At 64.0% G+C, this 13,148-nt stretch carries 16 protein-coding genes; 9 read left to right on the forward strand and 7 right to left on the reverse strand.

The features are described from left to right. The first annotated feature begins 82 nt into the window (after positions 1-82). Positions 83-1,516: an amino acid permease gene (locus AC6JAC_RS00305; protein WP_028271847.1), complete on the forward strand. Its 1,434-nt coding sequence runs from the start codon at positions 83-85 to the stop codon at positions 1,514-1,516. A gap of 62 nt (positions 1,517-1,578) precedes the next feature. On the opposite strand, the gene AC6JAC_RS00310 is transcribed toward AC6JAC_RS00305, so the two are convergent. Both AC6JAC_RS00310 and AC6JAC_RS00315 read right to left on the reverse strand, forming a co-directional pair. Further along, positions 1,579-1,884, reverse strand: a complete 306-nt coding sequence (locus tag AC6JAC_RS00310) for a hypothetical protein (protein ID WP_197024969.1) — start codon at positions 1,882-1,884, stop codon at positions 1,579-1,581. Between the two features lie 69 nt (positions 1,885-1,953). Continuing rightward, positions 1,954-2,439 (reverse strand): Hsp20/alpha crystallin family protein, encoded by a 486-nt coding sequence (locus tag AC6JAC_RS00315; protein WP_497963013.1) that lies wholly within the window; start codon positions 2,437-2,439, stop codon positions 1,954-1,956. Between the two features lie 603 nt (positions 2,440-3,042). On the opposite strand from AC6JAC_RS00315, the gene AC6JAC_RS00320 reads away from it, so the two are divergent. Further along, positions 3,043-3,951: an intradiol ring-cleavage dioxygenase gene (locus tag AC6JAC_RS00320; RefSeq protein WP_028271844.1), complete on the forward strand. Its 909-nt coding sequence runs from the start codon at positions 3,043-3,045 to the stop codon at positions 3,949-3,951. Positions 3,952-4,014: 63 nt separating this feature from the next. Beyond that, positions 4,015-5,355, forward strand: a complete 1,341-nt coding sequence (locus tag AC6JAC_RS00325) for a M18 family aminopeptidase (RefSeq protein ID WP_497963015.1) — start codon at positions 4,015-4,017, stop codon at positions 5,353-5,355. 41 nt (positions 5,356-5,396) lie between these two features. Here the strand turns inward: AC6JAC_RS00325 and AC6JAC_RS00330 are convergent, their stop codons facing one another. Then, positions 5,397-6,749: a hypothetical protein gene (locus AC6JAC_RS00330; protein ID WP_497963017.1), complete on the reverse strand. Its 1,353-nt coding sequence runs from the start codon at positions 6,747-6,749 to the stop codon at positions 5,397-5,399. Between the two features lie 126 nt (positions 6,750-6,875). Beyond that, positions 6,876-7,544: a DUF1345 domain-containing protein gene (locus AC6JAC_RS00335; RefSeq protein WP_028271842.1), complete on the reverse strand. Its 669-nt coding sequence runs from the start codon at positions 7,542-7,544 to the stop codon at positions 6,876-6,878. 266 nt (positions 7,545-7,810) lie between these two features. Between AC6JAC_RS00335 and rpsF the strand changes: the two genes are divergently transcribed. The 4 genes from rpsF to rplI all read left to right on the forward strand — a co-directional run bounded on the left by rpsF (position 7,811) and on the right by rplI (position 9,583). Then, positions 7,811-8,116 carry a 30S ribosomal protein S6 gene (gene rpsF, locus AC6JAC_RS00340; protein ID WP_011693941.1) on the forward strand — a complete coding sequence of 102 codons (306 nt, stop codon included), beginning with the start codon at positions 7,811-7,813 and terminating at the stop codon, positions 8,114-8,116. 55 nt (positions 8,117-8,171) lie between these two features. Continuing rightward, positions 8,172-8,747, forward strand: a complete 576-nt coding sequence (locus AC6JAC_RS00345) for a single-stranded DNA-binding protein (RefSeq protein WP_028271841.1) — start codon at positions 8,172-8,174, stop codon at positions 8,745-8,747. 126 nt (positions 8,748-8,873) lie between these two features. After that, a complete protein-coding gene (gene rpsR / locus AC6JAC_RS00350) occupies positions 8,874-9,113 on the forward strand; it encodes a 30S ribosomal protein S18 (RefSeq protein ID WP_003800144.1) in 240 nt (79 codons plus the stop codon). Positions 9,114-9,130: 17 nt separating this feature from the next. Continuing rightward, on the forward strand, positions 9,131-9,583 hold the full coding sequence (rplI, locus tag AC6JAC_RS00355; protein WP_028271840.1) for a 50S ribosomal protein L9: 453 nt from the start codon (positions 9,131-9,133) through the stop codon (positions 9,581-9,583). 140 nt (positions 9,584-9,723) lie between these two features. Here rplI and AC6JAC_RS00360 read toward each other — a convergent pair whose 3' ends face one another. Beyond that, the gene (locus tag AC6JAC_RS00360) at positions 9,724-10,146 is read right to left on the reverse strand and encodes a DUF1801 domain-containing protein (RefSeq protein ID WP_028271839.1); all 423 of its coding nucleotides are present in this window, start codon (positions 10,144-10,146) and stop codon (positions 9,724-9,726) included. A gap of 150 nt (positions 10,147-10,296) precedes the next feature. On the opposite strand from AC6JAC_RS00360, the gene AC6JAC_RS00365 reads away from it, so the two are divergent. Together AC6JAC_RS00365 and AC6JAC_RS00370 are read left to right on the forward strand one after the other, a co-directional pair. Next, positions 10,297-10,923, forward strand: coding sequence for an FMN reductase (locus AC6JAC_RS00365; RefSeq protein WP_028271838.1), 627 nt, complete (start codon positions 10,297-10,299; stop codon positions 10,921-10,923). Positions 10,924-10,991: 68 nt separating this feature from the next. Beyond that, positions 10,992-11,366 (forward strand): TFIIB-type zinc ribbon-containing protein, encoded by a 375-nt coding sequence (locus tag AC6JAC_RS00370; protein WP_043439048.1) that lies wholly within the window; start codon positions 10,992-10,994, stop codon positions 11,364-11,366. Between the two features lie 57 nt (positions 11,367-11,423). On the opposite strand, the gene AC6JAC_RS00375 is transcribed toward AC6JAC_RS00370, so the two are convergent. Both AC6JAC_RS00375 and AC6JAC_RS00380 read right to left on the reverse strand, forming a co-directional pair. Continuing rightward, positions 11,424-12,005, reverse strand: coding sequence for a hypothetical protein (locus AC6JAC_RS00375; RefSeq protein ID WP_454699855.1), 582 nt, complete (start codon positions 12,003-12,005; stop codon positions 11,424-11,426). A gap of 2 nt (positions 12,006-12,007) precedes the next feature. Continuing rightward, complete coding sequence (locus AC6JAC_RS00380) at positions 12,008-12,475, reverse strand: hypothetical protein (protein WP_028271835.1); 468 nt, start codon at positions 12,473-12,475, stop codon at positions 12,008-12,010. Positions 12,476-13,148 lie beyond the last annotated feature (673 nt).

Consider the following 13,148-nt stretch of genomic DNA (forward strand, 5'->3'; position numbering starts at 1 on the left):
TAGGGTGAAAAAGAAATGTGGCCTGACACACGGAATCCGTGTCCGTCCGGGGCCCACACCCTCAACGAAGGACGGCGCTTCCATGCACGCTGACCAACAGCTCTCCAAGTCCCTGAAACCAAGGCACCTTTCCATGATCGCCATTGCCGGCGTGATCGGAGCCGGACTCTTTGTGGGTTCCGGTGCTGCCATCCAGCAGGCCGGCCCCGGCATTCTGCTCGCCTACATGGCCGCAGGTATCGTGGTGATCCTGGTGATGCGGATGCTCGGCGAAATGGCTGCAGCCAACCCCGAAACCGGATCCTTCTCCACCTATGCAGACAAGGCCCTGGGCCGGTGGGCAGGCTTCAGCATCGGCTGGCTGTACGCGTGGTTCTGGATCATTGTGCTCGGGATCGAAGCCACGGCCGGTGCCGCCATCATGCACCGCTGGGTTCCCGGCATCGACCAATGGGTATGGGCGCTGGTGCTTATGGTGCTGCTGACGCTCACCAATCTGGGATCGGTGAAATCGTACGGAGAATTCGAATTCTGGTTTGCCTCCATCAAGGTGGCCGCGATCGTGCTGTTCCTGCTCTTCGGCGTTGCCGCCATCCTGGGCCTCATCCCGGGAGTTCCCGCCCCCGGACTGGACAACCTGGTCAATAACGGCGGCTTCCTCCCCAACGGCCCGGGTGCGGTCCTGGCCGGCATCCTGGTGGTGGTGTTCTCGTTCTTCGGCGCTGAAATCGCCACGATCGCTGCCGGCGAATCCGAGAATCCGGTGGACGCCGTCAAGAAGGCCGTGAAGTCCACCGTGTGGCGCATCCTGGTGTTCTACATCGGCTCCATCGCCATTGTGGTCACCCTCCTCCCGTGGAACTCCGCCTCCGTGGCAAAGAGCCCCTACGTCGCAGTGATCGAACTCTTCGGGATTCCTGGCGCCGGCACCATCATGGACGTCGTGGTGCTGACTTCGGTGCTCTCCTGCCTGAACTCCGGGCTCTACACGGCCAGCCGCATGCTCTTCTCACTTTCCCGCCGCGGTGACGCACCGAGGGCATGGACGAAGATTTCCAAGCGCGGCGTGCCGGCCGCTGCCGTGCTGGCCTCAACCGTGGTGGGCTTCATCACCGTTGGCCTGAACTACATCGCGCCGGACACGGTGTTCCTGTTCCTCGTGAACACCTCGGGTGCTATTGCGCTGTTCGTCTGGCTGGTCATCGCGTCGTCACAGCTGATCCTCCGCCGGCGCATGGGTGCCGCCGCCAAGGACCTGGCCCTCAAGATGTGGCTCTTCCCGTACCTGACCTGGGTAGCCATTGCCAGCATCATTGCACTCCTGATCGGCATGGTGATCCTGGAATCCACCCGGGAGTCCCTGCTGCTCTCACTGGCACTGGCCGCAGTGGTGGTCGGTGTCGGCGTCTGGCGCTACCGCAAGGGTCTCGGCGCCACCGGCGCCGGAACGGAACAGCCCGCGGCAGAGGAAGCAACGGCAGAGGAAGCCGGCGTTGGTGCCGGTCCGGCGTCGTAAACCAAAGGTTACATCTCAGCAGGTGCGGCACCAGCCGCCCCCGAACCGGAGTCCGGGTGCCGTCAGTCCAGGTGCCCGGACTCCGCGCTCTCCGGATTTCCGGCATCCGCCGGAGCCGGGCTGCCGGGCTGCACGGCGTCGAAGAAACGGTGCTCCCTGGTCGCGGCACTGTGAACCCGGGTGCGGATGAAGCTGACGTCGGCCGCGCTGAGCTGAATTGCACCGTGCTGGTCGCGGACCACCGGTTCGTCCGCAACACTCGCAACGCGGGTCGCGATCGTCCGGGGCAGCACGACGCAGCCCGGGTTGTCCATGAGCCACCTGCGGGTGGCGGGATCTAGCAGGTGCCACTGTGATTTCAGTTCCATTGGGCGCGCCGTTCCATGTGTATTTTGCCTCTTTCCCGGTTGCCCGGCTGTTGATTGGCGGAGCCGCCGTTAACCGCGGCTGATGGGGAGCCGTTTCTCTGCAGCGTCCGTTCCGGGCACCGCGGGAAGCGGGGTCCTGACTTCGAGGACGCCGTCCCTGAAGGTCACCTTGATGTCCTCGTCCGTAACGCCCTCCGGCAAAGGCAGGTTGCGGTCGAAGGGGCGGTACCGTTGCCCGGAATGAATGCGGGTGCCCTCGGATCGGCCGCCGGCGTGCTCGTGCCCCGCACGGATGTGCAGCACACCCCCGGCCACGGAGACTTGGATGTCCGTGTCCGGGTCAGCGCCGGGCAGGTAGGCGCGGACAACGAGTGCCTCCTGGTCGACGTACTCGTCAACGCTGACCTCCTCGACGAGGATGGGGACCAGGCTGTCGGTGGTTTCAAAGGACCGCCCGTTGGAGCCGGTGAACTGCGACGGTTTCCTGTCTGACCCATCCTGGGCAGACGGCCATCGGGCCGATTCGAACGGGGACCATTTCAACGCACCGGACATGGCTCTCTCCTGGTTGTTGCCTGGCAGGACGGGTTACTGGCAGGGCTTTCCTTCGGCAAGGCAGCAACGCAGCGGCCCGGCTCACAGACCAGTAGATACCCATCCCGGAACGACCAACAGGGCCCAAAGTCCCCGGATGGTCCGCGCCGTCGCAATGGCGCAATGGCGCACGTCGGCGCAGGACCGGAGTTACTCACGGGTAAAGGACTTTTGCCCCTTCTTCCGCCGGACACCACCGGGCAGCATCGGTTGGGATCCCCACGACCACCTTTTGGAAGGAAACCATGGCGGGACGATTCGAACTTTATGTGGACGAGGCATCGGGCGTGCGATTCAGGATGATAGGGCCGGACGGTTCGGAACTGGGCGTTTCCCGGTCATTTCCGGACACCAGGGCGGCGGCCGCCGGCATCGAGGCGATGCGTGAATGCGCGGGCACCGGATTGATCAGCAACCTGTGCCCTCCCATCAGTGAGCCGGTCAGGGCACGGACCGCCAACGCCCACACAGCTGCAGCGCAGTCTCCGGCATCCTCCACAGCAACACAGCGTGCACACAGGAAGGGCCTATGCGCGGCATAGCCCTTCGGAGTTTTATGGGTCCATGACCACTTCACCGCAGCCGCCCCACGAACCCCACCCTAACCACGACCGCGGCTTGGAGTTCGACCTCTCCACCTTGATGAGCCGCCGTTCCCTGGGCCTGTTCTTCGGTGCCGGCACAGCGGCCGCCGCGCTGGCAGCCTGCACGCCGGGCTCCACACCGGGAACCGCCAGCAGTTCCACCACCGCGACGGCGACGCCGTCTGCCCCGGCGACTGCCACGCCCTCAGCGTCGGCGTCCGCCACGGCGTCACCCACGCTGACCCGGGCCATCGCGGAATGCGGGGTGGAAATTCCGCAGGAAACGGCGGGACCTTACCCGGGAGACGGTTCCAACGGCCCGAACGTCCTGGAGGCGTCCGGCGTCGTGCGGCAGGACATCACGGCCAGCTTCGGGACTTCCACCACCAAGGCCGAAGGCATCCCGCTGACGGTCACCCTGACGCTCCTGGACAACGCCAACGGCTGCAAACCCCTCGCCGGAGCCGCCGTGTACGCCTGGCACTGCGACCGCGACGGCAAGTACTCCATGTACGACGCCGGCCTCGAAAACGAGAACTTCCTCCGCGGGGTGCAGGAAGCGGATGCCAACGGCCAGGTTACGTTCACCACCATCTATCCCGGGGCGTACAACGGCCGCTGGCCGCATATCCACTTCGAAGTCTTCGAATCCATGAGCAATGCCACGGTGGCAGGGCAGGTACTGGCTGTCTCCCAGATCGCCATGACAGAGGCGGCCTGCAACGAGGTCTACGCCACGACGGGCTATGAGACCAGCGCCCGGAACTTTCCCAACACCACGCTCACCTCAGACAACGTCTTTGGCGACGACGGCGGCATCTACCAGTTGGCCACCATGTCCGGTTCGTCGGCCGCCGGTTACACGGCCGGACTCAACGTCACGGTGTAGGTGCGGTGCCTCCCGGAACCGGGGTTCGGCGCGGGCCGTCGCGGCCCCGCTAGACTCGGAGCCATGCCTTCCCACGCCACTGCCGCAGACCACATCCAGGACCTCGGCGCGTATGTCAGCGCGTCGCCGTCGAGCTTCCATGCAGTCCAGGAAGCCGCGCGGCGGCTGGATGAGGCTGGCTTCACCGGGCTCGATGAACTGGCCGCGTGGCCGGCCGGCGGTCCCGGTGCGGGCGCCGCCGGGCGGTTCTACGTAGTCCGCGACGGGGCCCTGATCGCCTGGGTGACACCGGAGAGTGCCGGACCCACCACGGGCTTTAATATCCTGGGGGCGCACACCGATTCGCCGTCATTCAAGCTCAAGCCCAAGCCCACCACCGGAAAGTTCGGGTGGCTGCAGGCCGGCGTGGAGGTCTACGGCGGCCCGCTGCTCAACTCCTGGCTGGACCGGGAACTGCAGCTGGCCGGACGGCTGGTGATGCTGGACGGCACGCAGTGCCTGACCGCCACCGGGCCGCTGCTCCGGTTCCCCCAGCTCGCCATCCATCTGGACAGGGCGGTAAACGAGGGCCTGGCGCTGGACAAGCAGCAGCATATGAACCCCGTCTTCGGCCTGGGGGATCCGGCAGGCGAGGACCTCCTGGCGCTGCTGGCCGAACGGGCCACGGCAGCGGATCCCGGCTCCGCGCCGGTGGATCCGTCAAAGATCGGCGGATACGACGTCGTTGTGGCAGACACGCAGCCTGCCGCGGTTTTCGGGGCCAAGGGTGAATTTTTCGCGTCCGGACGGCTGGACAACCTGTCCGCCACCCATGCCGGCCTGGCCGCGATCATCGCCCACGCTGAGGCCGGGGAGCAGGCGGACGGCGGCCCGATCGCCGTCCTCGCGGCTTTCGACCACGAGGAGATCGGTTCCAACTCGCGCTCGGGCGCCTGCGGACCCCTCCTGGAGGACGTCCTGGTGCGCGTTTCGGACGGCCTTGGCGCGTCGGTGAGCCAGCGTCGGCAGGCCCTGGCGGCGTCGTTCTGCGTCTCCGCCGACGCTGGCCACGCGGTGCATCCGAACTACGCCGAGCGCCACGACCCCGTGAACCGCCCGGTCCTCAACGGCGGCCCGTTGCTCAAGATCAACGCCAATCAGCGCTACGCGACCGACGCCCCCGGTGCCGCCTTCTGGGCACGGCTGTGCGGTGAGGCGGACGTCCCGTACCAGGAGTTCGTGTCCAACAATGTGATGCCGTGCGGGTCCACGATCGGGCCGCTGACGGCGACGCGCCTGGGTATTAGGACCGTGGACGTGGGGGTGCCGCTGCTGTCGATGCACTCCGCCCGTGAACTCTGCGGCGTCGAGGACCCGTTCCGGCTGGCCCGGGTGACCGAACTGTTCTTCCGGACAGCGGCGTAGGTCCTTCCGGACCCCGGCGGAGGCAGGCCCCGGGATACCTGCTATCTGACGCAGGATGCAGCGGCTCCGTCGACCCGGTAAAGGTGGACGGCGTTGCCGTCGGCAAAGTGATCGCTAAAGACGCCCTTGGTCATTGCCACAGTCCGGTTTTCGTCCAGGACCGTGACGGCCGCGTCAGCGCCCGCCAGGCAGCTCATCTGGAAAAGGGCATCTTGCTGCCCTGCCTGCGCGGAACCGGCAAGGACATACAGTGATCCGTCATGCACTTTGACGGCCGCGTCGACACCCTCGCCATGCGACAGCGCGTTATCCAGGAATGGTGCGTTGAGCACCGGTGCCAGCCGGTTGATCTGTCCGTTGACATCCGTCACCCACGGCCTGACTGCGTCCCCGCAAGACTCCCTCAGCACATGCTGGGACAGGCAGGCGCCGCCGAAGTTGTGATTGAAGTAAACAATCCCCCTGGCCCCGTGGATAAGGCTGCTCCAGACAGCAGCACGGACTTCCGGTCCCGAGATGGTGGGAGCCTTAGGATCCGTGAACGGATGGCCGACTTCCACGAATGCCCAGACGGGTTTGCTCATGGCCGGCTGCACCAAGGAACGCACGCGGTCGACGGTCCAGCCGTAGTTGGCCGCAAGCCTGCATTTCTCGGGCGACAGCTCCGCGCCGGCGGCAAGCACGGCACCGCCTTCGGAGGGGCCGCAGATATACGGATCGGTGAACCAGTAGTTATCCGCGGACACCACGTCCTGGAATTCATTGACGAAGATGGACGCCTGCTCATTGGTCTCCCAGAAGGTCACGCCTTTTCCGTAATTGGCATACACGAGTTGTCCGGTTGGTATGCCTTTGCGCATTTCGCGCTGGATGGTATAGCCGCAGCGCTCTGTCTCCGGCGTGCAAATCGGGCCCGCTCCCGGCCAGTTGCGGGTCCATGGAGCGTCTCCGGGGCCGGCCCACATATCCGGTTCATCCGCGATGACCCACCCTACGGCCCCGGATACCGGGTTGCTGGTCAGGGCGCGCATTCCCTGGTTGGTGGCGAATGTGATGTCTGAACTGCTGGTCAGGTCGACATAAAGGTTGATACCGACGAGATGATCCTTCGGAGCATCTGTCGGCTCCATGAGGCTTTCCAGCCAAACGCCAATTGGAAAATACGAGGGATCGGCAGGCAATGACTTGGGATACTTCGCAAAATACTCCGGGCCACCGTCAACCTGTCGCAATTGAAGGGGGTCGGCGGCGGCCGCTGCCTGGGCGGGGGCAGCCGAGGACGGTGTCTGATCCCAAACCAGCGACGGCCCTGAGGCAAGCAGAGCGGATCCAATAAGGATACCGAGGCCAATGCGTTTGGCTGATGCCGTTCTGCGGGGAGTGATTTTTTCCATGGCTTACCCCTAATGTCGCCGAGGTGAGACCGGTACTTTTGACATGGTCCTCTTCGGCGTCGTGCGGGTCAAGGACCGCCGCCGATCACTGCGGCATCGTGCCGCCCGCCGGCAGCAGCGCAGGCGTCAGGCGAGTCCGATCACCAGGTTGATGGTCGTGGCAAGGATGACGGTGCCGAAAAGGTAGGACAGCAGACTGTGTTTGAGCGCTTCCGCCCTGATGAGGTGATTCTGCAGGTTGGTGTCGGACACCTGGTAGGTCATGCCAAGGCTCGTGGCCAAGTAGGCGAAATCCGTGTATTGCGGCGGCCGATCCTGGTTGAAATCTATGCCGCCAGCGTCGGAGACGCCCCTCTTTCCAGGGCTGTAGTACAGCTCGGCATAGCGGAGGGTGAAGAGAGTCTGCACCAGGATCCACGACAAGGCGACGCATGCCAGGGCCAGCAGCCCCCCGCTCAGCCGCGAGCCGCCGTCGGCTCTGTGGGAGTCCACCACCACTGCGGCAACTGCAGCCAGGCTGGCGACGTTGGCCACCAGGATCAGCAGGTCGGTGGTGCTGCGGGACGGATCCTCGGAGGTCGCGTGCGCGCGTGTTTCTGCAGGTCCCAACCTGCCCACCACAAGCCAGACCCACACGACGTAAACCAGGGCGGCGCTGCCCCATCCGACCGCCGGCGCCTCCACCCACAGTCCTGAAAAACCGGTTGCCGCAGCGGCCGCAGTTCCTGCCGCGACCATCGCAAAGAACCGCAGCCGGCTGCGTTTGACCGTGGCGGGCGGAGGTCTGGTGTCCATGTGTCGTTACTCTAGCCAAACAAACACGCCGGACCCGGCTTCGCACGGCTTTTCCACATAGCGGCCGGAGCGTTTCCGCCCTGTATGGCCCCGGGACTAGCCTGAAAGGGCCACGAATCGCCGAAACAGGCCTAAATGCACTAAGATATTGAAGTCTGTGCTGCGTCCTGCCTCCGTTTGGGGGACTGGATGAGCATGGCACCGCAAATGAACCTCCTGTTACGGAAATGCCGTAACCGCTTAGCCCAAAGGAGGTGGGTTCACATATGCGTCCTTACGAATTGATGGTAATCATCGACCCCGAGGTCGAAGAGCGTACCGTTGAGCCGTCGCTTCAGAAGTTCCTGAACGTCATCACCAACGATGGTGGAACCATCGAAAAGGTTGACATCTGGGGCCGTCGTCGCCTGGCTTACGAAATCAAGAAGAAGTCTGAAGGTATCTACGCAGTGGTGAACTTCACCGCAAAGCCGGATACCGCCAAGGAACTTGACCGCCAGCTGAGTCTCAATGAGACCATCATGCGCACCAAGATCACCCGCCCCGAAGAGCAGAAGGTCGTTGCTGAGTAATTTCAGCTCCGTGCATTCAATCTTTACCCCGCAGGAACGAACAAGGAGGCAGTAGATGGCAGGCGAAACCACTATTACGGTCATCGGTAATCTCACCAATGACCCCGAACTGAGGTTCACACCGTCAGGTTCGGCAGTAGCGAATTTCACCATCGCTTCTACGCCCCGCACCTTTGATCGCCAGTCGAATGAGTGGAAGGACGGGGAAACCCTGTTCCTCCGGGCATCCGTGTGGCGTGAAGCAGCCGAAAACGTCGCAGAATCCCTCACCAAGGGCATGCGGGTTATCGTTTCCGGCCGGTTGAAGAGCCGTTCCTACGAAACCAAAGAAGGCGAGAAGCGCACCGTTATCGAGCTCGAAGTCGATGAAATCGGCCCGAGCCTGCGCTACGCCAACGCCAAGGTCAACCGCACCCAGCGCTCCGGCGGTCAGGGTGGTCAGGGTGGCTTCGGCGGAGGCAACAGCGGCGGTGGATTCGGTGGCGGCCAGGGTGGAAACCAGGGCGGCAACACCGGAGGAAACTGGGGCGGCAACCAGCCCGCAGCGCAGGAAGACCCTTGGGCAACGCCCGGGGTCAGTAATGCAGGCGGCGGCTGGGGCAACGGCCCGGATTCCGAACCTCCCTTCTAACCAATAATTAAGGTCCGGCGCCGGAACCCGCCGGGATGCCTCACGGCTCCCGGGTGAGTGCCGCCGTCGAACCACCACCATCCCGTGGATCAATATCCACGGGCTCCCTAGAATAGGAGCTCCACGATGGCTAAGGCTGAACTCCGTAAGCCCAAACCAAAGTCCAACCCCTTGAAGGCCGCTGACATCACTGTCATCGACTACAAGGACGTAGCATTGCTGCGCAAGTTCATCTCCGATCGCGGAAAGATCCGCGCCCGTCGCGTCACCGGCGTCACGGTGCAGGAACAGCGCAAGATCGCCCAGGCAATCAAGAACGCCCGCGAAGTTGCTCTGCTGCCTTACTCCGGCGCTGGCCGCGGCTAAGGAAGGGATTAACTAAAATGGCAAAGCTCATTCTGACCCACGAAGTAACCGGTCTCGGTGCTGCTGGCGATGTTGTCGAGGTCAAGGACGGTTACGCACGTAACTACCTGCTGCCCCGCAACTTCGCCCTGACCTGGTCGAAGGGTGGCGAGAAGCAGGTTGAGTCCATCAAGGCTGCCCGCGCCGCCCGCGAGCACGCTTCCCTGGAAGACGCTCAGAAGCAGGCCGCTGCACTCTCCGCCAAGCCGGTCAAGCTCGTTGTCAAGGCTGGCGAGACCGGACGCCTGTTCGGCACCGTCAAGCAGGGCGACGTGGCCGACGCTGTTGAGGCCGCTGGCCTTGGCAAGATCGACAAGCGCAAGGTTGAACTGCCGGCACACATCAAGTCGGTCGGTTCCTACCAGGCCAACGTCCGTCTGCACGACGACGTTGCCGCTGTGATCGAACTCGACGTAGTCGCAGGCAAGTAGTTCCTCCGGCTTATCGCCAGAGCACTACGCAGTCCTGAACTGCTGGAGGCCCCCGTATTCGGATTCCCTTGGGAACCGGGCGCGGGGGCCTTTGTTCTTAACACCGGGTACTGCCTGCAATGCAGGGTTTCTTCCGGGTCCTATTCCTGGTGCATCACGGTGGTGGAGTGCCGGTGCCCGGCCCGGATGAGTTCGGCCAGGACCGCCTCATCCACGTCCTCCAGTTTGTTGATGTAGAGACATCCCGCGCCGACCTTGTGTTTTCCCAGACGGGGCAGCAGCTCGGCCGCCTCCGGCGCGTAAGTAAGCCCGTACAGCGAAAGGCTCCCCTTCCGCGGGGAGAACCCGACGGCGACCGTGTCCCCCTCGCGACCGCTCTCATAACGGTAGTGGTAGCTGCCGAAACCGACGATGCTCGGACCCCACATCACGGGCGCTTCGCCGGTGTTTTCCTTCATAAGTGCCAGAAGCCGCAGGCCGTCCCGCTGGCGTGCCGCGTTCTCCACGCCCTCCAGGAACTCCTCCACGGAAGCGTCCGTCGCCTGGGTCTTGTTTTCAGCCATGACGGCAGTCTGGCAGACGCCGCCACTGTTGTCAGCAGGGCCGCACGGCAGTGATCCCGGGCTGCGGAATAAACCCAGGCACAGCCGGGTTTAGTCGATAGATGCAAACGCATGTACTCTGGATTTACCGATGACCTTCAGGAGCAAACCGTGGAAACCCGCCGCATTACCGTCCTCTCCGCCGGACTTGGCGTACCGTCGTCGAGCAGGTTGCTGGCCGATCAGCTCGCTGCCGCAGCCGAACGCCAGCTGGCTGCCGCGGGGTACGCGGTGGCCGTTGACGTGGTGGAACTCCGTGACCTCGCTGTGGATATTGCCAACAACTTCGTCACCGGTTACGCGGCACCCCGGCTTGCCGACGTGATCGCCGGCGTGGAGGATTCCGACGGCATCATTGCTGTCACGCCGGTCTTCAGCGCCTCCTACAGCGGCCTTTTCAAGTCCTTCTTCGACGTCCTGGATCCCAAGTCCCTGGAGGGCAAGGCCGTCCTCCTCGGGGCCACCGGCGGCACCGACCGCCACCAGATGGTGCTGGACTATGCCATGCGTCCCCTGTTCAGCTACTTGCGGACCCGGGTGGCTGCTACTGGCGTTTTCGCCGGCCCCCAGGACTGGGGCAACACGGACGACGGCGGCACGCCCCTTTCGGTGCGGATCGACCGGGCCGCCGATGAATTCGCGGCCCTGGTCGCGGCCGCGCCGACGCGGCGGAAGACGGACGCCGCTGAGTCGCTGCCCTTTGAACAGCTCCTGGCGGGAATCTCGAACGGCCGCTAGGTGCAACCTCCGGCGGACCCGCCCGGTGCATGTCGAACTTTTCCGCAGTTCCAGTCGTTGTGCGGAACATGAAATGCCCTGTGGATTCAATAGACCTGGTCATGAGTGAGCGCAGCGGAGTGGAGATCGATTACTGTCCGCAGTGCCGGGGCGTGTGGCTTGACCGCGGCGAACTGGACAAGATCATTGACCGCGCCGCCGAGTTGGCAGGGCCGCAAACGCCGGCTGCGCCGGCCGCGCCCCCCGTCCCCGGACTTATTCCGCCGCCGCTGTACAACAATCCGGATCCGCGCCGGGACGACAGGCGGCCGGATGATCGCCGCTATGACGACCGGCGGGACCGTCCCCGCTACGATCAACCCCGGTATGACGACCGGCGCTATGACGACCGGCGGCGGCCCAAGAAAAAGGAAGGCTGGCTCGGCGAGCTCTTCGATTTCTAGGCGCCCCGCCCGAACGGCGTGCCCTCAGCCCTACGGCAGTGCGCGAGTCCGGGCCGCTCAGTCGTCGAGCAGGGCGATAAACTCGCGGGCCTGCTTAAGTGAAATGTCCGAATGCTTGGTGAGGGCCGTTGCGGCCGCCTCAGTGTCGCCGCTCTTGGCCAGCGTGCGAATCCGACCGTAGATCTCGTCGTTAAGCATATTGCTGCTGACCTCCCGGGTGACATCGCCCTTGCTGGCAATCGCGCGGTACCGGTACGGGAAACGCTCGGGTGCGTCGTCATCGTCATGTTCCGGCACCTCAGGGGCCGCTGGGGTAAACGGCTGGGGGTGGGCGGCCAGGGCGCCGACGGCGTCGCGGGAGGCCCGCAGGCCCTCGCCTGAGGCTTCGTAGTAGAGCTTGATGGCCGCCATGGCCTGCCCCTGCGCTATCAGGGCGTACAGCCTGCGGTGCTGGTCTTCAGTGAGCTTCGCTGCCGCGGCCCGGGCCAGTTCCACCGGCTCGCCGGGCGGCGTGCTGCCAGCTGCCGTGGCGGCTGAAGCCTTCGGGCCGGAGGTCCGGCGACCCACGGCGCGGGCCACCAGCAGGACTGCGGCTCCCACGAGGAGAAGGATCAGGACGGGGATCACCAGTGATTCCATTGCTATAGCCGATCTACATAATTCTTGGCGGTCAAAAGATCTGAATGCGTTGCCTGCCGCAGCATCTTGATGGCTTGCAGTTTCTGGCCGTTGCGGGCCATGGACTGCAGTTGCAGGGCGAACTGCGGGTTCAATTGGCCTCCGGGCAGGACCGGGCCCTGATAGCCGTGCATTCCCACGCCCGGGCTTGACCCCGCCTGGGCGTGCAGGGCCGCCCGCGCATGGTCGGCCTGTTGTGACTGCTGTTGCTCGTTTTGGCTTGGCCGGGTGGCGGCATCAACCCGCGCCCGGGCGGCGGTGGCCGCTTTCACCTGGGCGGCATAATGTGCCTGCGACCGCAGGGCCAGCTCAAGTTGATACCGCTCGGCGTCTGAGATGCCGGTGTCCCGAGGCTTGAGGGCCGTGGTCACGGCCCAGATGACTGCCACAAGGATGAGGGCAGGCAGTATAACTATCAACACATCGCCCATGCATAGAGCTTATGCCAGTTCGCTGTTATCCACAGCATATTCTGCGGCTCGCATACAGCCCGGCCGGGCGGCCGTCAATTCGACGCCTTCGTGATGATGTAGATCACAGCCCGGGTATATCTTTCGTCACTTCCGCCCGGGTTACCGGCCGGTATCCCCAGTGGGAACCTGAAAGCTGTGGATGAATGTTCCTTAAAAGTATTTTTCATCCACATGGCATTTCGGACGTTTTCGCAGGTCAGGCGCCTATTGTGGCTCAAAGTTTTTTTGTTTCCACAGGTTGCCACACAGGCTGTGCACAAGCAGGACCCCTTAATCCACAACTTATCCACAGGTGTGCATGTATGTGGGCTTGGTGGCCGCGGGCAGGGGTACTAACGTAGCGGGATACCTGTTTTGGGGCATTGGTACTTGATTTCCGCAGTCCGGACCGAGCCCCTGCGGGCGGTCCGGATGCAGAGTCCTACAAGCAATTGTGGATAACCTCCGCAAACTGGGGATAACCAGGGATTCGGCAGGAACTGCGGGTGCAGGCACCTTCCTGCACGGGAAGACTGTCAGTGCCGGGTGGTAGTTCTGGTCATGGCGCACAGCGAGGCCCGGCTTCGCAGGTCAGCCCAATGGCAGATGGCAACACAGCACCGACGGCTTAAAGAGATACGCCGCGGTACAC

Source organism: Arthrobacter sp. KUASC02 (assembly GCF_059739395.1).

Coding starts and splice junctions, on each gene's coding strand:
- AC6JAC_RS00380 (WP_028271835.1), bottom strand. CDS start 12,475: ATGGGCGATGTGTTGATAGTTATACTGCCTGCCCTCATCCTTGTGGCA.
- AC6JAC_RS00370 (WP_043439048.1), top strand. CDS start 10,992: ATGAAATGCCCTGTGGATTCAATAGACCTGGTCATGAGTGAGCGCAGC.
- AC6JAC_RS00360 (WP_028271839.1), bottom strand. CDS start 10,146: ATGGCTGAAAACAAGACCCAGGCGACGGACGCTTCCGTGGAGGAGTTC.
- AC6JAC_RS00375 (WP_454699855.1), bottom strand. CDS start 12,005: ATGGAATCACTGGTGATCCCCGTCCTGATCCTTCTCCTCGTGGGAGCC.
- AC6JAC_RS00325 (WP_497963015.1), top strand. CDS start 4,015: ATGCCTTCCCACGCCACTGCCGCAGACCACATCCAGGACCTCGGCGCG.
- rpsR (WP_003800144.1), top strand. CDS start 8,874: ATGGCTAAGGCTGAACTCCGTAAGCCCAAACCAAAGTCCAACCCCTTG.
- AC6JAC_RS00320 (WP_028271844.1), top strand. CDS start 3,043: ATGACCACTTCACCGCAGCCGCCCCACGAACCCCACCCTAACCACGAC.
- rpsF (WP_011693941.1), top strand. CDS start 7,811: ATGCGTCCTTACGAATTGATGGTAATCATCGACCCCGAGGTCGAAGAG.
- AC6JAC_RS00335 (WP_028271842.1), bottom strand. CDS start 7,544: ATGGACACCAGACCTCCGCCCGCCACGGTCAAACGCAGCCGGCTGCGG.
- AC6JAC_RS00305 (WP_028271847.1), top strand. CDS start 83: ATGCACGCTGACCAACAGCTCTCCAAGTCCCTGAAACCAAGGCACCTT.
- rplI (WP_028271840.1), top strand. CDS start 9,131: ATGGCAAAGCTCATTCTGACCCACGAAGTAACCGGTCTCGGTGCTGCT.
- AC6JAC_RS00330 (WP_497963017.1), bottom strand. CDS start 6,749: ATGGAAAAAATCACTCCCCGCAGAACGGCATCAGCCAAACGCATTGGC.
- AC6JAC_RS00345 (WP_028271841.1), top strand. CDS start 8,172: ATGGCAGGCGAAACCACTATTACGGTCATCGGTAATCTCACCAATGAC.
- AC6JAC_RS00310 (WP_197024969.1), bottom strand. CDS start 1,884: ATGGAACTGAAATCACAGTGGCACCTGCTAGATCCCGCCACCCGCAGG.
- AC6JAC_RS00315 (WP_497963013.1), bottom strand. CDS start 2,439: ATGTCCGGTGCGTTGAAATGGTCCCCGTTCGAATCGGCCCGATGGCCG.